The sequence below is a fragment of the Aeribacillus composti genome (genome assembly GCF_031760945.1).
Lineage (GTDB): Bacteria > Bacillota > Bacilli > Bacillales > Aeribacillaceae > Aeribacillus > Aeribacillus composti.
This window is the reverse complement of record NZ_CP134501.1, coordinates 3,482,136-3,500,399: the sequence shown is the minus strand read 5'-3', so window position 1 is coordinate 3,500,399 and position 18,264 is coordinate 3,482,136. Positions and strand designations below refer to the sequence as shown.

The following is an 18,264-nucleotide window of genomic DNA, read 5'->3' as shown; positions in this document are numbered from 1 at the left end:
TTGATTATTTTGGCAGGGGTTTAAGGAGGGGAAAAATATGCAAGGTTTTGTTGATGCGATACGAGCATTTTTAGATTTAGGTGCAACAGTTATTTTGCCCGTGGCGATTTTTATACTAGGATTAATTTTCGGACAAAAACCCGGAAAAGCCTTTCGGGCCGGTTTGACGATTGGTGTTGCATTCGTAGGGATTTTCTTAGTAGTTGATCTTTTAGTCAATAATCTAGGGCCGGCAGCTCAAGGAATGGTTGATCGATTTGGAATCGAACTGAATGTTATTGATGTAGGTTGGCCGGCTGCTGCATCGATTTCTTGGGCCTCCCCAATTGCAGCCTTTATCATTCCTCTCGGATTGTTAGTAAATGTTTTGATGCTTGTGACAAAAACGACAAAAACAATGAATGTAGATATTTGGAATTTTTGGCATTACACTTTTACCGGTGCAATTGTATATACGTTATCAGGCAGTATTATTCAAGGCTTAATTGCCGCGGTACTATTCCAAATTGCTTGCTTGAAAATTGCAGATTGGACAGCTCCGATGCTTGATAAATATTTCGGGCTTCCGGGAATTTCTGTTGCAACGGGAAGCACGGTTTCATACGCAGTTCTTGGTATCCCATTGATCCAATTGATTCAAAAAATACCAGGTCTTAAAAATTTAAATGCTGATCCGGAAACGATTCAAAAAAGATTTGGGATCTTTGGTGAACCGATCTTTATGGGGCTAATTTTAGGTGTCGCATTAGGATTATTGGCTGGATATTCTGTCGGAGATACGATCGAAATCGGGATGTCTATGGCAGCAGTTATGGTGTTAATGCCGAGAATGGTGAAAATTTTAATGGAAGGTTTAATGCCGATTTCTGAATCAGCTAGAGAACTGCTTCAAAAGAAATTCGGCGCACAAAATATTTATATCGGGCTAGATGCTGCCGTTGCAATTGGTCACCCGTCCGTAATTTCAACAGCTCTTATTTTAGTACCAATCACAGTAGCAATCGCCATTATTTTACCTGGAAATAACGTTCTTCCGTTTGGGGACTTAGCTACCATTCCTTTCATTGTTGCATTTATTGTCGGTGCTGCAAGAGGAAACATTGTTCATTCGGTAATCGTTGGTACGTTGTTAATCGCCCTGTCACTGTACATGGCGACAGATTTGGCGGCGCTCCATACTGAGATGGCTGTAGAATCTAAATTTAACATGCCTGAAGGAGCGAGCAAAATCTCTAGTATCGACCAAGGTGGAAATCTGATCAATTACGTTATCTATAGAATTTTTGCGCTATTCAATTAATAGTCTCCAATATTGCAGCTTGCTGGAGGGATAAAGAAATGAAAGCTTTAGTAAAAAAAGAACTAGGATTTGGGAACTTGGAAATAGTAGATGTGGAAGAACCGAAAGTCGGACCGGATCAAGTCAAAATTTTAGTGAAATACAGCGGAATATGCGGTACGGACATTCATACGTATGAAGGACATTACAAAGTGAAAGCCCCCGTTACGTTAGGCCATGAATTTTCCGGTGTAGTAGCAGAAGTCGGGGAGAATGTAACTGAATTTCAGGTAGGAGATCGGGTAACCTCTGAAACTACTTATTATATATGCGGAACATGTAAATACTGTAAGTCCGGTGATTACAATTTATGCAGCAACAGAAAAGGGTTGGGCACGCAGCAAGATGGAAGCTTTGCAACCTATTTGATTGCACGTAAAGAAAGTGTTCATAAGCTTCCTGAAAATGTAGATTTTCTATCTGCAGCGATGACGGAGCCGCTTGCATGTGCACATCATGCAGTTAAGAAAGCTACGATTCATCAAGGTGATGTCGTTTTAGTACTCGGCCCCGGTCCTATTGGTTTATTAGTCGCTCAAGTCGTAAAAGATTTAGGAGCTAAAGTTATCATAACCGGATTAAGCAATGACAAGCTGCGGCTGGAAAAGGCAAAAGAGCTTGGACTGGATTATGCCGTAAACATTCAAGAAGAAGACGTCAAACAATTAGTCAATGAATTGACGGATGGCTACGGTGTAGACGCAGTATTTGAATGTACCGGTGCTGTACCTGCTTTGAACATGGGGCTCGATTTATTGAAAAAGAAAGGCCAATTTGTACAGGTTGGCATTTATGCAAAATCTGAAATCCCTATTGATATGGAAAAAATTATTCAAAAAGAAATTGTATTTACCGGATCTCGCAGTCAAAAACCAAGCGATTGGGAGCCGTCTTTAGCCTTGATGAATGAAAATAGAGTAAATACTAAAACACTTGTAACACATCAATTCAACATTTCTGAATGGGATAAAGCATACGAAGCAATTAAAAGCGGCGATGCAATTAAAGTTATTTTAACTCCTGTTCATGAATAATCAGTTGTTCCCCACCGCATAGCAGGTGGGGATATGTCTAATGTAAGTCTTGGCAAAGGGAAGAAGTAAAGTATTGACAAACATGTCAATAAGAAGGTGAAAAAATGATTGAGAGCATCATAGATTTTATTCTTGGACCGTATGGGAGAATGGTCAGCGATTTTTATATTGAACATCAATTTATCATAAATTCAATCGTGTTGGCGGTTGCATTTTACAAGCTTTTCAAAAATAAATCTAAAGGTGTTCGTTCGGAGCAAGCTATGAAGGTTCATAACGAAAATTAAACCATGCGGGAAAGGGAATAGGAAATGAAAGCGCTAAAACTTTACGGAAAACGAGATCTGCGGTTCGAGGATGCTATTGAACCAAGGATAGAAAATGAGAACGACGTGATCATTAAAGTAAAAGCAACAGGCATATGCGGTTCAGACATTTCAAGATATGCAAAACTGGGACCTTACGTACAAGGAATGATTTGGGGACATGAATTTTCCGGTGAAGTGGTAGAAGTTGGTCCTTCTGTCTCTCATGTAAAAGCAGGAGACAGGGTTGTCGGCTGTCCTGCTTTATATTGCGGTAAATGTGAAAGCTGCAAAAAAGGGATTTTGTCCCAATGTGAAAGCTTGCATGTTATTGGAGCCTTACAGCCGGGATCCTTTGCCGAATATGTGAAATTGCCTGGGGAAAATGTGCTTTTCATACCGGACGAGATAAGCTATGACTCCGCCGCTTTGATTGAGCCGTCATCCGTTGTCGTACACGGGCTTTACCGGACATCGTTGCAGCCGGGTGACAGCGTTGCTGTCATGGGATGCGGAACTATCGGGCTTCTCGCAGTCCAATGGGCAAAAATTTTTGGAGCAAGTGAAATTTTTGCGATTGATATCGATGATCAGAAATTAAATATTGCCAAAGAAATGGGAGCGGATTTTACGATCAACCCTCTTGAAAAATCGGCATATGATCAAATCATGGAGCTGACGAATGGAAAAGGAGTAGACATTGCTGTAGAATCAGCGGGATCCTCTGTAACATCCGCCCAAGTTTTTTCATTAGCGAAAAAGAGAGGGCAGGTTGTATTTATGGGAATTCCATACGGAGACGTCCTAGTCGAAAGATTTTACTTTGAAAAAATCGTCCGAAACGAATTAACCGTATTAGGATCTTGGAATGCCATATCGTCTCCGTTTCCGGGAAAAGAATGGAAAACGACAATCGATTGTATGAGAACCGGAAAAATAAACGCTGAGGCGCTGATCACACATCGCATCACGTTAGAGGAAGGACCGAAAATGTTTGAAAAAATTTTAGAAAAAAAAGAGTTCATCGGCAAAGTATTGTTTTATCCGGAAATTAGGCTTTAATTTTCAGCCGCTGTTTGAGCTATGCGGAAAGCCTTATTCTTGCCATTTGAACTATTGTTACCTCCTTGGAGCTTCATTTGCAAAATATACAAATGATAAAAACAGCCGAACAAAGTCTAGCCTTCCTTATTTGGGGGGCATTCAGACTGTCGGCGAATGCTTTCATCCAGCGTCACTGGCCTCGTCCGCTCATGAACTTTTTTGGTTCGATTCGCATCTTCCCTAAAGATCAGTTCCTTGTCTGCCAAGCGTTTTTAAGACAGACTAAGGTGGAAAAAATCGAAATGAATAGACGCTTAAAATGATGGTAGGGCTGTCCAAAAAGTCAGGGTTAACTGACTTTTTGGAGCCATTCATTTGGTACAGTCAAAATATTCCGTTGGAGAGGTGCCCAAGTTAACTGACTTTTTGGAGCCCCTTCATTTTAGGGATTTATCGGACAAACCATTTTTTCCTATCTTGTTTAATCCTTCAGAAGTCTTATGAAGGATTTTTCTTATGTTCTCTTTCTGAATTACGTTCTTCAAAAGTTTTATGATGGACATTCAGCACATACAATTGCTTCTTGTTGGACTTCATTGCCTCTATGAAGGACATTTACAAATTTTATTCGATTATTTTTGTCCTTCACAGTAGTATTCCTCCCCAATCCTTCATTTTAGGAACCCATCGGACTGTCATTTTTATATAGAGAATTTTGTTTGAATTTGCTCTGTACACCCCTTGATAACCATCCCTGTCATTATGCAGTATGTCAATCTTTCGTTTGTTTTGTCACCATAAAAATAATGGCTCATCTTTCAATACATAAGTGCTGCGTTTTCCTTGCCAATCCATTCAAGAGGTGTTTGTGGATTTTTGGACAGTTGGATTTCATGCTTTAACTCTTACCTTTGATTGAAAATTGCCATATCAACCTTGATTTTTATTCTGAATATTTATATTAGCGACGCTGTATAAATGAGATGTTCTTTGGATAGATAATTCAAACGTTGATCATGGATTGTTTAACATTCGATCACAATTGGTAACAGGAATTGAAAAGGGGACATTGAAGAAAAATAACATGGCAATTCAAAAAACTTCCTAGATTTTTTAAAACAGGAGGCATTGGTTGTGAAAGTTTTTCGTTTTCCAGAAAATCCACTGATTGCTCCGGACGATGTAAAACCTTTTCACCGTGGACATGAAGTAATAGGAGTTTTTAATGCTGGTGTTGCCCAGTTGAACGGCGAAGTGCTTTTATTGCTGCGCGTTGCTGAACGTCCTGTCTGTACTGATCCAAATGTCGTGAAAATTTCTTATATCGATTTTTCTTCAGGAAAAGGAAAGCTGAAAGAGATGGAATTGCAAAAAAATGACAAAAGATATGATTTTTCTGACCCAAGAATGATTTTTTACAGTGATTCCATGCATAGAGCTGCCTATGTCACATCTTTATCTTATTTTCGACTTGCCCGCAGCAAAGACGGACGGAATTTCACCATTGATGATAAACCTTTCATGTATCCGGAAACTGAACGTGAAGCATGGGGAATTGAAGACCCAAGAATTACTAAGATTGGTGCATCTTTTTACATTCAGTACAGCGCAGTGTCGCCTGAAGGCATTGGAGTGGGGCTTGCCTCAACAACTGATTTTAAAACATGCAGGCGGCTAGGGTTAATTTTTCATCCTGAAAACAAAGATGTGGCCATTTTTCCTGAAAAAATTAATGGCAAGTACTATGCGCTGCATCGACCTGTACCGAAAGGAATCGGCAGACCGGAAATATGGATTGCTGAATCGGACAATCTTTTATATTGGGGAAATCATCGGCATTTGCTTAGTCTTAGCGAAAAAGGATGGGACAGCTGCCGCATTGGCGGGGGAGCAGTTCCATTTAAAACCGATAGAGGCTGGTTGGCTATTTATCATGGCGCTGATCAAAACGACTGCTATTCTTTAGGTGCTCTGCTTCTAGACTTGAATGATCCTGGGAAAATGTTAGCTAAGACGGAGGAACCCATTTTAAAGCCTGAAGCGGATTATGAAATGAACGGATTCTTCGGTCAAGTTGTATTTACATGCGGAGCTTTGACGGAAAATGGTACAGTTCGGATTTATTATGGTGCATCGGATCAATCGGTTGCAGGTGCGGAAATTTCTCTTGAAGAAATAATGGAAAAACTTTGCAAACGTTTTATTTGAAATAGGGCAGGGCATATAAATAATTTGCTGATCTTTGTAAATGATATAATTGACGAAATACTTTTGTTATGTAAAATAATTAAAAGAATTCTTTTGAAAAGGTAAATAATATGATGAATCCATTTGTAAAATATTTTTCCCCCGTTACACATCATTGTCAAGCATCATTGGAATTGAATATGATAAAACATCAGAAAGTCTTTGCTAGAAACAGAAATGCAAAAGTGTGGAGGGAGCTTTTGTGCGGTTGGAGAAAACGGGCATTAAGTCAAGCGCTAAGCTGCTAAAAGAATTTGAAAATGCTCCTCAGCCGATCAATCCACAAAAGTTAATTTTCAAAGGTGTAGGAAATAGGGACGTATATAATATCTCGGCGCCGTTTTTAGATGATGGGGAACTTGTCATAGCAGGTAGAGTAGAGCCTCGAAACAGCGAGCATTCAGAAGTATATTTCTTTGTAAATCGGGATGGAAAGTGGATTCCGAAAGAAGGAGCGCCGAAATTTCAGCTGCAGGATCCGTTCGTGACGAGAATTGGAGGAGATTTAGTTTTTGGTGGAGTTGAAATTTTTCCGCATCCCACTTTTAAAAGCTCACTTTGGTGGAGAACGCTTTTTTATAAAGGGAAAAATATTGCAGATTTAGAAAAATTCGCTAAAGGTCCTGAAGGCATGAAGGATATCAGAGTGATTGAATTAAAAGACGGATCAATTGGAGTGTTGACAAGGCCTCAAGGCGAGAAAGGCGGTCTCGGCAAAATTGGGTTTATCCGAATACCGACTCTTGATGATCTTAATCCCGAAAATCTCGAAAAAGCCACGCTTTTAGAGGGCCAATTTACGGATGAAGAATGGGGAGGAGCAAACGAACTGCATTTGCTTTCTAACGGTCTGATTGGTGTGCTCGGACATATAGCAAGCAAAGATGAACAAGGGAACCGCCATTATTATCCGATGGTGTTTGTATTAGATCCTGATACAATGAAATTTTCTGATATGGAACTCATTGCAACGAGATCCCATTTTTTGAAAGGCGCTGCCAAGCGGCCTGACCTTGTCAATGTAGTTTTCAGCGGCGGTTTAATCAGAAAAGGGGATGGAACAGCTGATCTATATGTAGGCACCAGCGATGCAGAAGCGCAAAAAATTACCATTGCTGATCCGTTTGTGAAGTATGAAAAATAAGGAAGATTGCAAAATAAAAGGTTCATTATCAAAAGGCGGGGGTGACAAATTTCCTTCCCGTTTCTAGGCGGATACGAAAGAAAAGATGTGCGTTGTTTCGGTATCCATCCCCCCTTTTTGATGAGTTTTATTTTATTTTTTCCAAAAGCAAATGGGACAAAGAATGCATGGAAGTGCTGCTTGGGTTGGAAAAACAGCAGGCACTTCATCAGAAGGCATAGAAAAACCATAAAAAAGATGGTAATGGCAGAATAGATTTGATAAATTAGTTTGTCTAGTCAACAATTACGATACTAGAGTTTTCGCTTTTTTATACCTATTAATGGAAAAATTATTCATTTTTATATTAACAACCCCAAGTATGGTGAAAAATAAAGCCCAGATTATCCACATGGAATGGAATAATCTGGGCTTTGTAATTTTCTTAAGCCTTTATTTGTACTTTATCATTCAGCTCTCTATTCGCTCCATCTTTTACAGACCAAATAGCTATGAAGCTGATCAATGCAGCGAAAATAATATAAATGGCAACAGGAATGTAGGAATTGTTAAATTCCACTAATAAAGCGGTTGCAATTAACGGTGCGGTCCCTCCGGCAACTGCAGCCCCAAGCTGATAGCCTAGAGATATTCCTGTATATCGAACTTTGGCCGAAAAAATTTCTGAAATCATTGTGCCGAGAACTGCATTCACAGATCCCCAAATAACGCCTAGGCCGATCACCGTTGCTAAAATTAATAAAAACACCGAATTTTGTTGAAGCATCCAAAAATATGGGAACGCATATAAAATAGTGAGTATAATTCCGCTAATATAAATCGTTTTTCGTCCGATTCGATCTGATAAGCTTCCGACGAGCGGAATGACGATTGTAGCTACGATAGAGCCTATCAGTACAGCATTTAATGCATCTGTATTATCAAAATTCAAAGTTGAAGTGGCATACGATACAATAAACGTACCAAATATATAAAACGGTGCAGTTTCCACGACTTTTGCACCCATCGCAATTAAAACCTCTTTCCAATGGTAGCGAAGAGTGTCTACCAATGGAATTTTAGCAACCTCTCCTTCTTGTTGAGCTTTTTTAAAGGCAGGCGTCTCATCAATTCCTTTTCTAATCCACAGCCCGAAAATTACAAGCAATGCACTTAACAGAAATGGAACACGCCAGCCCCATGACATAAATTGATCATGCGGCAAAAGTGACATAATTGAAAGGGCAAGGGTACCTAAAATCAATCCTAAAGAAATTCCCATTTGAGGTACACTTCCAAAAAAACCTCTATTATTTTTTGAAGCATATTCAACAGCTAGTAAAACAGAGCCTCCCCATTCTCCGCCAAGAGCTAAACCTTGTATGAAACGCAACAGAGTCAAAAAGATAGGAGCCCAAATTCCGATCACTTGATACGTAGGCATTACCCCCATGCCAAATGTGGCAATTCCCATTAAGCTAAGGGTTAAAACCAATGTTTTCTTTCTTCCTAACCTGTCGCCAATATGGCTGAAAATAATTCCGCCAACAGGTCTGAGGAAAAACGCTAAAGCAAAAGAAGTATAGGCAATTAATAATCCGACTGTAGGGTCTTCATTAACAAAAAACAATTGGTTAAAAACTAATGATGCAACTGTTCCATAAAGAAAGTAGTCAAACCATTCAATCGCACTTCCTACTAAACTGGCAATCAATATTTTCCATTTACCCTTGACCATGGCTTTCTCCCCCTCTTTAAATTTTTCGTTATAAAATTGAATTGTTTAAACGCTTTCATTTTCACGAAGCTTTCAGTTCATTTAGAGCTTTGTCCGCCTCCTTTCATTTTATTAAATTTTCTGACAACAGATAAACGGGTCATCTGATGACCGGAAAATAGAAATATCTTTTTTTATATTAACATAAATGACATTTTTGTAAAAAGTATCTTTTTAAAAAAATTCCATTTCACGAATTATTTAACTAAATACGTAAATAAAGCAGATCATCCAACGTCCGATCTGCAAATAAAAACTAGCATCCATGACTGCTGAATGCTTTAAGAAAACGATTTGATTATTTCAGCACAATCATCAGCAGCGAATGAAATATAACAGAAAAAGCAGTTCATTGCAAAAAGAGTGCGAGCCTCCTCAGCCTGGAGCTAAAGGCTGAACTTAGAACGGCTTGAATGAATCATTATTTATCCAGGTTTCAGCAAGCAGCAGTTTAAGGACTCACATTTTATGTTTTCAAAGAAAAAAAGCGCCTCCGTGGAGAACGCTTTTTTCTTTGAAAAGATTTTTTGGAAAGGAGTGTTTCCGATGGTCAATGTTTGAAATTAGCAATTCACTTTCGCATCACTTCTTGATTTATTAAATTGGGCGGACATAATCCTTTCAGCCCCTTTATTAAATTTTCCGCCGCCAGTTTTGCCATTGCATACCGCGTTTCATAAGTTGCTGAGCCGATATGCGGTAATGTGACGACATTATTCATTTTTAACAGAGGGTGATCTTTTGGGACAGGTTCTTGTTCAAATACATCAAGTCCGGCACCTAAAATGAGTTTGTTTTGGAGCGCGTAAATAAGGTCTTTTTCGTTGACGGTCTGGCCCCTTGAACCGTTGATGAAAATGGCGCTTCGTTTCATCAATTGAAATTGTTTTAGCCCGATTAAATGCTTTGTTTCTGATGTTAACGGCGTCATAAGGCAGACAAAGTCTGATTGTTTTAGTAAGTCCTCAAGCTCGCAATAGGTGGCATGAAATTGTTCCTCTGCCTTTTGATTGCGGGATCGGTTATGATATAAAATGTTCATGCCAAAACCGAAATGTGCTCGTTTGGCAATGGCGGTGCCGATTTTCCCCATGCCAATAATCCCAAGTGTTTTATGGTGAACGTCAACACCAAATAAATTTTCTCCAATCGGGGCTTCCCATTTGCCTTCTTTTACGTAACGATCTAACTCCGCCATTCTTCTAGCTGTAATAAGGAGCAGCCCAAAAATTGCATCAGCCGTTGTTTCATTTAAAACATCAGGTGTATTGGTTGCCATAATGTTTCGTTTCGTTAATTCCTGAATGTCTAAATTGTCATATCCAACGGAAACATTGCTGACAATTCGCAATTTTGGAGCTTGCTTTAAAAAATGCTGATCGATTCGCATTCCTGCGCCAATCATCCCTTCAGCGTCATGTAAGTCATGTAAGAATATAGAATGGTCTTCACTGTCGGGGTAATATTTGATCTCACATACTTGTTTCAAGCTGTTTAAAATATCTTCAGGCAATTTTTTATATACTATCACCTTTGGTTTCATGTTTTTATCCTCCAAACATATATTTTACATCAAGGCGAAATCTATTATGGAAGAAATTGTGCTGCACGTATTCTAAAGGTGTCTTTCATGTGAGAAAAATGGAAGTAAGCGATTGACCGATCTAAAGTTGAGCATGGAGATTTTCCCAATTTATCTAGGAAAACAAAGAAGGTTATCAAGGCTGCTTGTCCACAAAACCTCTGTTGATTTTGCAATTTATCTCTTAACGGCGCGTTAACAATACAGGCTGCGAGCTTTCCCGCTTTATAACATCTAATACAAGTTTGTCGGAGCACAGTTATAAATGGGCGCAGCGATTCAAACGTCTTGGACGAGTTTGTCTGTTTGCTGAAAGGATGATTTTCTCACTAGGTAGTGTCCCTGTCAGCTGAAAACAACTTAAAACCTAAAAGCGCTCTTCTCCGTAATCAGGACTTCTGGACATTTAGCACTATTTCATGCGTTTTTTTCAATACGTTTTCGGCAATTTCATGACCTTCAATTTTTCCTCTGTGTGCTGATTGAGAAGCAGCAATTTGTCATTCATAGATTGAAAGATACTATTTTTCAAAAATCGGTTCTTTCTACTAAATTATGTTAGTTCATTCGGAGGATGCATTTATGATCCACCCATATTATAATCAATCTGGATAATGATGGGATAGGAGGAATATTCATAATGAAAAAGAACTTCATAATAGGTGCAATAGCTGTTGTCTTAATACTTTTTGGTTTTGCTAGTTTTGGAGCAGTTCCGAAAAAAGCAGCAGGTCTTTCTCTTTTTCAATACAAAAGCGGCTATTTTACCAATTATGTCGAAACGCCAAGCTATCAAGAAAAGTGGACGAGCAGCACAAAAAATGTCTCCATCTCATACGGACGCATTGAAGCTTCAAGTGCAGCAAAAGGAACATTTAAGCTGTATATACAAATTAAACAAAATAATAAAGGAAGCTGGAAAACGATCAAAACGATCAATGCTAACAAAAACGGCATAACCCGTTTCGATTCACCGAAATTTTCACCAAAAGATCGTTACAGATTCAAGCTCGTTAACGAAGGAACCAAAAAGAAAGTTACGTATAAATTGACATGGGCAACAACAGGATCTAAGAAGTGATGAGGAAATATATTTCTTCATCACTTTTTAGTTGATGAAAACTATCCGCCGCCCAATATTTTGCGAACACAACCGTAGAATATTGAGAAAAGAAGCCAGCCTTTTAATCTAGTTAAGTCGAGGTCTTCTCTCGATTTCAATTTTAAGTCCTTGTGCCACTATAATAGACATGAATTCCAAACAAAGATTCTCTTCGGTGTACATTTATTTATTTATTTGGCTGCGGTCTGCCAAGCTGATCATCAAGCGGGTATTCAGTTTTTAGTATCTTAATAAAATTCGCTGCACTTTTAGACAGGTACCGATTTTTTTCGAAAATTATCGATGCTTCAGCTGTAATGGATGAATCCTCAATTTCCAGCATTTGAATGTTTGGAATTTGAAAATTGGAAACGGCAGATTTTGGGACAATCGTTGCACCTACACCTTCTGCAACTAATGATAAAAGAATCGTTACATCGGGACACTCGCATAAAATTTTTGGTTCAAATCCATGCCGTGCGCATTCATTCACAACCATTTCATACTGGCCTTTCCCGCTGATTCGGTGTAATAGAAGCAAAGGCATTTCTTTTATATCTTTCATTTGAATAGAATGATGTTTATAATTCCAATGCTGCGGGATGACGGCCACATATGGATCGCTTGGCAGTTTTATTGTTTGATATTCATCGGTATCAATGGGCAATCGTATAATCCCTACCTCTATTTCTCTGCTTTTTAAAAATTCACTGATTAAGAATGTATCTCCTTCTCTTAAATGGAATTTGACATTGGGGAATTTCTCAAGAAGCTTCCGCATTGTTTTGGGTAAATAGGAAAAGCATGATTTCACACATCCTATTGATAATGTGCCTTTCGTTCCATCGTTTATTTCTTGGACTTCCAAAATCATATCATTCAATTGATGAAGGAGCTGTTTCGTTTTTTTGTAGAAAATTTTCCCGGATTCCGTTAATTCAAGTTTTTTTCCGTTCCGTTCTAATAAAATGACTCCAAGCGTTTCCTCCAATTGCTTCAACTGATGACTTAAAGGCGGCTGCGCCATATGCAGCTTTTTCGCCGCGCGTGTAATTTGTCCTTCCTCGACAATCGCTGCAAAATATTTCAGCTGTTTAATGTCAATCAATCTGATCACCTCATGTGAAGGTGTATATTTTTTTTATATACAAAACCAATTTTTTTCATATTTTTCATATATGATATCATATGTTATATTATTTTTGAAGATTCAAAAAAGTAAATCGAATTGTGAATGAAAAAATCTATTTAAGGGGGAATGAAGATGCCTGCAAAAACTGGAAAAGAGTATATTGAGCGTTTGAAGAAAGCGAAAAGCAGCGTTTACATTCATGGGGAGAAAGTAGATGACGTCACGGAGCATCCTGCATTGAAAAATGTGATTCAATCAATGGCAAAGCTTTACGATCTTCAATATGAAAAAGCTGATAAGATGCTGTATACTTCACCAACAACAGGAGAAAAAGTCGGTATAACATTTATGCAGCCTACCACAAAAGAAGAACTGATTGCAAGACGCGAAGCAATACAGGAATGGGCTCGAACTTCCGCCGGAATGATGGGGCGGTCTCCGGATTATTTAAATGCTGAAGTGATGGCAATGGGAATAGCGAATGATCTGTTCGCAGAAGATGATCCAATGTATGCGGAGAACGCAAGAAAATATTATGAATATGCGAGAGAAAACGATATTTCTTTAACACATACCCTTATACATCCGCAGATTAATCGCTCTAAAGCTCAGCATGAGCAAAAGGATGCAAATGTTTCCTTGCATTTAGTCGAGAAAAATAAAGATGGAATTATTGTTGATGGGATTCGTTTGTTGGCTACGCAAGGCGGCATAACGGATGAAATATTAGTTTTTCCTTCAACGGTAAAAAAATCAAGTGAAGGGGATGACCCGTATTCATTAGCTTTTGCAATTCCAAATAATACTCCAGGCGTAAAATTTATTTGCCGCGAAGCCTTTGACTATGGAAAAAGTCATTGGGATCATCCGCTCGGGTCGCGATTTGAAGAAGGAGATGCTATTGTTTCATTTGAAAACGTTTTCGTTCCTTGGGAACGGGTATTTGTCTGTGGCAATTCTTCCATTTGCAACCGAACCTTCCGTGAGACGAATGCCGTTGTCCACATGTCGCATCAAGTAGTTGCCAAAAATGTAGTGAAAACTGAATTTATACTTGGAGTTGTCCTTTTAATTATGGAGGCTATTGGAATTGAACAGTTTCAGCATGTAAAAGATAAAGGAACAGAAATTATGCTGACTCTTGAGACAATGCGCAGTCATTTATATCGTGCAGAGCATAATGCAAAGCTTGATAAATGGGGAACAATGACGCCGGATTTTGCTGCGCTTGATGCTGCTCGAAATTGGTACCCAAGAATTTACCCTCGTTTAGTGGAAATCTTAAGGATTCTTGGCGCTTCTGGATTAATGGCCATTCCGACAGAAGCTGATTTTAATAATGAAGAAATCGGCGATATTGTCAGAAGAGCGATGCAAGGAGCAAATATTGATGGATATGAGCGCGTTCAGTTGTTCCGTTTAGCTTGGGATATTACAATGAGTGCATTTGGAAGCCGTCAAACTCATTATGAATATTATTTCTTTGGAGATCCGGTCCGCATGGGTATGGTTTATTTTGACGGGTACGAAAAAGATTATTTCAAAGACTTGGTTCGTGAATTTTTAGGAACTACAAAAGTAACAACTGTTTAACAAATAATAAATGAAGGTGCCACACGTTAATTGTGAAAGTGATCATGACAGCATAGCGAGTTGAACTTGACTTAATATACAATATCATATATGATTCTAGCAAACTATATTTTTCTGAAAATTTTCTATTCTCGGGGGAATTTAATAGGGAGGGACTTTCAAGATGGTAGATTTTAATATTATTCGTTGTGCAAGGGCGGTACTGTTGGTGACAAATTTGGAGGCTTCACGCGATTTTTATGAAAACGCTTTAGGGTTCGTTGTGACAGAGGCTGATGAAAACCATTTATATCTCAGAGGGTATGAGGAACATAATCATCACAGCCTGGTGTTGAAAAAAGCAGAGCAGCCTGGTGTGGAAGCGATCAGTTACAAGGTTTATTCCGATGAGGATTTAAACAAATTATATGACTATTTTCAACAAAAAAATATGAATCCAAAATGGATAGAAAATCAGCATGCAGTTGAAAGGGCTTTCCGTGTGCAGGATATTTCAGGTCTTCCAGTTGAGTTTTTTGCCAGAATGGACACGGTCGAAAGGCTGCTGCAAAGATATGACTTATATAAAGGAGCAAGAATACAGCGAATTGACCATTTTAATTGCATGGTGCCGGATGTACAAAAAGCATATGACTTTTACGTAAAAGAGCTGGGGTTTGCGTGCTCTGAGTATACCGAAACAGAAAATAATGAATTATGGGCTGCATGGCTGCATCGAAAACCTAATGTGCATGATTTGGCGTTTATGAATGGAAACGGCCCTCGTCTTCACCATATCGGCTTTTGGCTGTCGGATCAACTTAGTCTCATTCATGCCTGTGATGTGTTAGCGGCTATGGGATATGCGAAAAATATAGAAAGAGGCCCTGGACGCCATGGTCTTTCAAACGCATTTTTCCTCTATTTGCGTGATCCAGATGGACATCGAATTGAATTATACAATGGAGATTACTTGACAAGCGATCCGGATTTTCTGCCGATTCGCTGGGATATAAATGATCCAAGACGCCAAACATTTTGGGGGCATGAAGCACCGGACTGCTGGTTTAATGAAGCATCACAAGTATTTGATATTCATAGCGGAGAGTTAGTTGAACTAAAAGAGCCAAGTGTGCAAAAGCTAAAACCTGATTTTGTCATTTAATTTTAAGTAAGAAAAGAGAGGTAGCGATGAAAAGAAAATTGTTTATTAATGGAAGTTGGGTAGGAGCAGAACATTATGCTCCTCTTTCCTCTCCATATAATAAAAAAGTAATTGCAGAAATTCCAATTGCTTCAGAAGCTGACGTTGAAAAAGCGATCGAAGCCGCACATAACGCCTTTCTGAAAATGGCGAAAATGCCAAAGCATGAACGCGGACATATTTTGGAAAAACTGGTGATGCTTTTAGATAAGAGGAAAGAGGAAGCGGCAGAAATTATTGCAAAAGAGGCGGCGAAGCCAATCAAAACAGCATTAGAGGAAGTGCAAAGAACCATTCAAACATACAAATTTTCGGCTGAAGAGGCAAAAAGAATTCATGGTGAGGCACTATCTTTAGATGCGGCGCCCGGCGGGGAAAATCGGACTGCTTATACGGTTCGTGAACCGATCGGTGTAATAGGAGCTATCACTCCGTTTAATTTTCCAATGAATCTAGTTGCGCATAAAGTAGGACCGGCCATTGCCTCCGGAAATACGATTGTCTTAAAGCCGGCCTCCCAAACACCGTTATCTGCTTTCTTTATAGCTGAATTATTGCAGGAAGCAGGACTGCCTGATGGTGCATTGAATGTTGTAACAGGAAGCGGCAGCATCGTTGGCAAAAAAATCGTAGAAGATGAGCGGGTTAAAATGATTACGTTTACGGGAAGTCCGGAAGTCGGAAAAGAGATCAGAAATAAAGGAGGCTTGAAACGCGTCACGCTTGAGTTAGGTTCCAACTCGGCTTTGATCGTAGATGAAGGAATTGATGTTAAAAGCATCATTCCAAGATGTGTTAAAGGGGCTTTTTCTAACCAAGGGCAAGTATGCATCTCGCTGCAAAGAATTTACGTACATGAACATGTATATGATGAGTTTGTAAATGCATTTGTGAAAGAAACGGAAAATCTGACAACAGGAGATCCGCTGGATTTTCAAACAGATGTTTCAGCGCTGATTTCCGAACATGATGTAATCCGTGTCATCAGCTGGATCGAAGAAGCTAAAAAAACAGGTGCAATAGTTGCAACAGGGGGAAATGCGAAAGGAAATATTGTCGAACCGACGGTTTTACTCAACACAAAACCTGATATGAAAGTCTCCTGTCAAGAAATTTTCGGCCCTGTAGTGTTAATCGAAAAGGTTTCATCGATTGAACAGGCTGTTGAGTATGTAAATGATTCTCGGTATGGACTGCAGGCAGGGATTTATACAAAAAATATCCACCATGCTTTATATGCGGCTGAAGAGCTAAAAGTAGGCGGTGTAATGATTAATGATATCCCGACGTTCCGAGTCGATCATATGCCATACGGCGGAGTGAAAGAGAGCGGAATGGGGAGAGAAGGAATTAAATATGCGATTGAAGAAATGACGGAGCTAAAATTAGTCGTGATAAATCGGCAAGTATAAAAAAGCGTAAAAAGAGGTGTGTAACATGGATGATCGCACGTTTCGAAATGCAATGGGGAAGTTTGCGACAGGGGTCACTGTTATTACGGCTGCCCTAAATGGGGAAGTACGCGGAATGACGGCAAATGCATTTATGTCTGTCTCTTTAGATCCTAAACTAATTCTCATTTCAATTGGAGAAAAAGCAAAAATGAATGAAATCATTAAGCAGACAGGAAAATTTACAGTAAATATTTTGTCTGAAGAACAACAAGATTTATCGATGCTTTTTGCCGGCCAATTAAAAGAGAAACAAAATGTTACTTTTGATTGGGTCGGTGATCAACCAGTGCTGCCCAATTCGTTAGCAAATATTTTATGTGACGTATACAATACACATGTTGCCGGCGACCACACTTTATACATTGGAAAGGTGACTGACATTTATATGAAGGATGGTGACCCATTGTTATTTTTTGAAGGAAAATATAGAAATTTGGCTAGTCATGCCAACGCGGGGTGAATGGATGGAAGTCGTTTATATTAACAATTCCAAAGTATTAGCGGAATGCAAACCCGAGCCGTGTGTCATGGCAGTCGGCTTCTTTGATGGAGTGCATTTAGGACATAAGAAAATCATTGAAAAAGCGAAAGAAATCGCGCAAGTAAAAAAACTAACATTTGCCGTAATGACATTTTTTCCGCATCCAAGTCAAGTCATTGAAACGGATAGAAAAGTTATCTCCTATCTGTCGCCGCTTCCTTCCAAAATGGAAATCTTTTCACAATTAGGGGTAGAGAAACTGTATATTGTGAAATTTGACAAAAATTTTTCTGAATTATCCGATCAAGACTTTGTGAATCAATACTTAAAAGGCTTGATGTGCAAACATGTCGTTGCCGGCTTCGACTTTACGTATGGTTTTAAAGGAAAAGGGAATATGGAGAAGCTGAAAAACGTTGGAACGGGATTTTTTGATGTGACGACCATACCGAAAATCCAATATAAACAAGAAAAAATAAGCTCCTCCATGATTCGGAAGCTGCTAGAGTCAGGCCTTGTAAGTGAAATACCTCATTATCTTGGAGATTATTATCGTGTTTCATGTTTAGTGAAATCGATGGAACGAGGGGATGCTGACAACAATTTTATTTTTAAAGCGCAAATCGATCAGGATTATTTCCTGCCTAAACCGGGAATTTATAAAATCCAAATAAAATTCAATGAGACATTTTACAACGGTTTATGCAATATAACGAACAAAACATTAAAACCTTACTTATTTGACGGTGTTATTGACGGATTGGATAGAATAGCAGAAAAAAATAATGTCCAATTGAGGTTCATAGAACAATTGCTTGATCAACCAGTTGCTGCTGCTTATGATCTTTTTAGCCGAACAGTCATATAA

At 38.9% G+C, this 18,264-nt stretch carries 15 protein-coding genes; 12 read left to right on the top strand and 3 right to left on the bottom strand.

Annotated features, from left to right (window positions below; all coding sequences use genetic code 11):
* Nucleotides 1–37: 37 nt before the first annotated feature.
* The 6 genes from RI196_RS16955 (at nucleotide 38) to RI196_RS16930 (ending at nucleotide 7,113) form a co-directional block, all read left to right on the top strand.
* Nucleotides 38–1,300, top strand: coding sequence for a PTS galactitol transporter subunit IIC (locus RI196_RS16955; RefSeq protein WP_063388866.1), 1,263 nt, complete (start codon nucleotides 38–40; stop codon nucleotides 1,298–1,300).
* A 38-nt stretch (nucleotides 1,301–1,338) separates the two neighbouring features.
* Nucleotides 1,339–2,373 (top strand): zinc-binding dehydrogenase, encoded by a 1,035-nt coding sequence (locus RI196_RS16950; protein ID WP_311066593.1) that lies wholly within the window; start codon nucleotides 1,339–1,341, stop codon nucleotides 2,371–2,373.
* A gap of 104 nt (nucleotides 2,374–2,477) precedes the next feature.
* Nucleotides 2,478–2,660 (top strand): hypothetical protein, encoded by a 183-nt coding sequence (locus RI196_RS16945; protein ID WP_063388864.1) that lies wholly within the window; start codon nucleotides 2,478–2,480, stop codon nucleotides 2,658–2,660.
* A gap of 24 nt (nucleotides 2,661–2,684) precedes the next feature.
* Complete coding sequence (locus tag RI196_RS16940; RefSeq protein WP_311066592.1) at nucleotides 2,685–3,740, top strand: galactitol-1-phosphate 5-dehydrogenase; 1,056 nt, start codon at nucleotides 2,685–2,687, stop codon at nucleotides 3,738–3,740.
* Between the two features lie 1,116 nt (nucleotides 3,741–4,856).
* Nucleotides 4,857–5,930, top strand: coding sequence for a BtaManbiosPhlase (locus tag RI196_RS16935; RefSeq protein WP_066251199.1), 1,074 nt, complete (start codon nucleotides 4,857–4,859; stop codon nucleotides 5,928–5,930).
* Nucleotides 5,931–6,171: 241 nt separating this feature from the next.
* Nucleotides 6,172–7,113 carry an MTP-1 family protein gene (locus RI196_RS16930; protein WP_063388861.1) on the top strand — a complete coding sequence of 314 codons (942 nt, stop codon included), beginning with the start codon at nucleotides 6,172–6,174 and terminating at the stop codon, nucleotides 7,111–7,113.
* A 424-nt stretch (nucleotides 7,114–7,537) separates the two neighbouring features.
* Here the strand turns inward: RI196_RS16930 and RI196_RS16925 are convergent, their stop codons facing one another.
* Together RI196_RS16925 and RI196_RS16920 are read right to left on the bottom strand one after the other, a co-directional pair.
* Entirely contained in the window at nucleotides 7,538–8,830 is a 1,293-nt protein-coding gene (locus RI196_RS16925; protein WP_063388860.1) for an MFS transporter, read from the bottom strand.
* Between the two features lie 610 nt (nucleotides 8,831–9,440).
* Nucleotides 9,441–10,412 (bottom strand): 2-hydroxyacid dehydrogenase, encoded by a 972-nt coding sequence (locus tag RI196_RS16920; protein ID WP_311066591.1) that lies wholly within the window; start codon nucleotides 10,410–10,412, stop codon nucleotides 9,441–9,443.
* Nucleotides 10,413–11,091: 679 nt separating this feature from the next.
* Here RI196_RS16920 and RI196_RS16915 point away from each other — a divergent pair.
* Nucleotides 11,092–11,532 carry a hypothetical protein gene (locus RI196_RS16915; protein ID WP_311066590.1) on the top strand — a complete coding sequence of 147 codons (441 nt, stop codon included), beginning with the start codon at nucleotides 11,092–11,094 and terminating at the stop codon, nucleotides 11,530–11,532.
* Between the two features lie 208 nt (nucleotides 11,533–11,740).
* Here RI196_RS16915 and RI196_RS16910 read toward each other — a convergent pair whose 3' ends face one another.
* A complete protein-coding gene (locus RI196_RS16910; protein WP_130156678.1) occupies nucleotides 11,741–12,661 on the bottom strand; it encodes a LysR family transcriptional regulator in 921 nt (306 codons plus the stop codon).
* Between the two features lie 156 nt (nucleotides 12,662–12,817).
* Between RI196_RS16910 and hpaB the strand changes: the two genes are divergently transcribed.
* The 5 genes from hpaB (at nucleotide 12,818) to RI196_RS16885 (ending at nucleotide 18,264) form a co-directional block, all read left to right on the top strand.
* A complete protein-coding gene (hpaB, locus tag RI196_RS16905) occupies nucleotides 12,818–14,278 on the top strand; it encodes a 4-hydroxyphenylacetate 3-monooxygenase, oxygenase component (protein ID WP_130156676.1) in 1,461 nt (486 codons plus the stop codon).
* Nucleotides 14,279–14,441: 163 nt separating this feature from the next.
* On the top strand, nucleotides 14,442–15,422 hold the full coding sequence (hpaD, locus tag RI196_RS16900) for a 3,4-dihydroxyphenylacetate 2,3-dioxygenase (RefSeq protein WP_063388855.1): 981 nt from the start codon (nucleotides 14,442–14,444) through the stop codon (nucleotides 15,420–15,422).
* A gap of 26 nt (nucleotides 15,423–15,448) precedes the next feature.
* Nucleotides 15,449–16,873: an aldehyde dehydrogenase family protein gene (locus tag RI196_RS16895; protein ID WP_311066589.1), complete on the top strand. Its 1,425-nt coding sequence runs from the start codon at nucleotides 15,449–15,451 to the stop codon at nucleotides 16,871–16,873.
* Nucleotides 16,874–16,898: 25 nt separating this feature from the next.
* Nucleotides 16,899–17,375 carry a flavin reductase family protein gene (locus tag RI196_RS16890; RefSeq protein ID WP_130156672.1) on the top strand — a complete coding sequence of 159 codons (477 nt, stop codon included), beginning with the start codon at nucleotides 16,899–16,901 and terminating at the stop codon, nucleotides 17,373–17,375.
* A 4-nt stretch (nucleotides 17,376–17,379) separates the two neighbouring features.
* On the top strand, nucleotides 17,380–18,264 hold the full coding sequence (locus RI196_RS16885) for an FAD synthetase family protein (RefSeq protein ID WP_157727842.1): 885 nt from the start codon (nucleotides 17,380–17,382) through the stop codon (nucleotides 18,262–18,264).

What these genes read in the sequence shown, in the direction of transcription:
- RI196_RS16955 (WP_063388866.1), top strand. Translation starts at nt 38, where the DNA reads ATGCAAGGTTTTGTTGATGCGATACGAGCATTTTTAGATTTAGGTGCA.
- RI196_RS16950 (WP_311066593.1), top strand. Translation starts at nt 1,339, where the DNA reads ATGAAAGCTTTAGTAAAAAAAGAACTAGGATTTGGGAACTTGGAAATA.
- RI196_RS16945 (WP_063388864.1), top strand. Translation starts at nt 2,478, where the DNA reads ATGATTGAGAGCATCATAGATTTTATTCTTGGACCGTATGGGAGAATG.
- RI196_RS16940 (WP_311066592.1), top strand. Translation starts at nt 2,685, where the DNA reads ATGAAAGCGCTAAAACTTTACGGAAAACGAGATCTGCGGTTCGAGGAT.
- RI196_RS16925 (WP_063388860.1), bottom strand. Translation starts at nt 8,830, where the DNA reads ATGGTCAAGGGTAAATGGAAAATATTGATTGCCAGTTTAGTAGGAAGT.
- RI196_RS16920 (WP_311066591.1), bottom strand. Translation starts at nt 10,412, where the DNA reads ATGAAACCAAAGGTGATAGTATATAAAAAATTGCCTGAAGATATTTTA.
- RI196_RS16915 (WP_311066590.1), top strand. Translation starts at nt 11,092, where the DNA reads ATGAAAAAGAACTTCATAATAGGTGCAATAGCTGTTGTCTTAATACTT.
- hpaB (WP_130156676.1), top strand. Translation starts at nt 12,818, where the DNA reads ATGCCTGCAAAAACTGGAAAAGAGTATATTGAGCGTTTGAAGAAAGCG.
- hpaD (WP_063388855.1), top strand. Translation starts at nt 14,442, where the DNA reads ATGGTAGATTTTAATATTATTCGTTGTGCAAGGGCGGTACTGTTGGTG.
- RI196_RS16895 (WP_311066589.1), top strand. Translation starts at nt 15,449, where the DNA reads ATGAAAAGAAAATTGTTTATTAATGGAAGTTGGGTAGGAGCAGAACAT.
- RI196_RS16890 (WP_130156672.1), top strand. Translation starts at nt 16,899, where the DNA reads ATGGATGATCGCACGTTTCGAAATGCAATGGGGAAGTTTGCGACAGGG.
- RI196_RS16885 (WP_157727842.1), top strand. Translation starts at nt 17,380, where the DNA reads ATGGAAGTCGTTTATATTAACAATTCCAAAGTATTAGCGGAATGCAAA.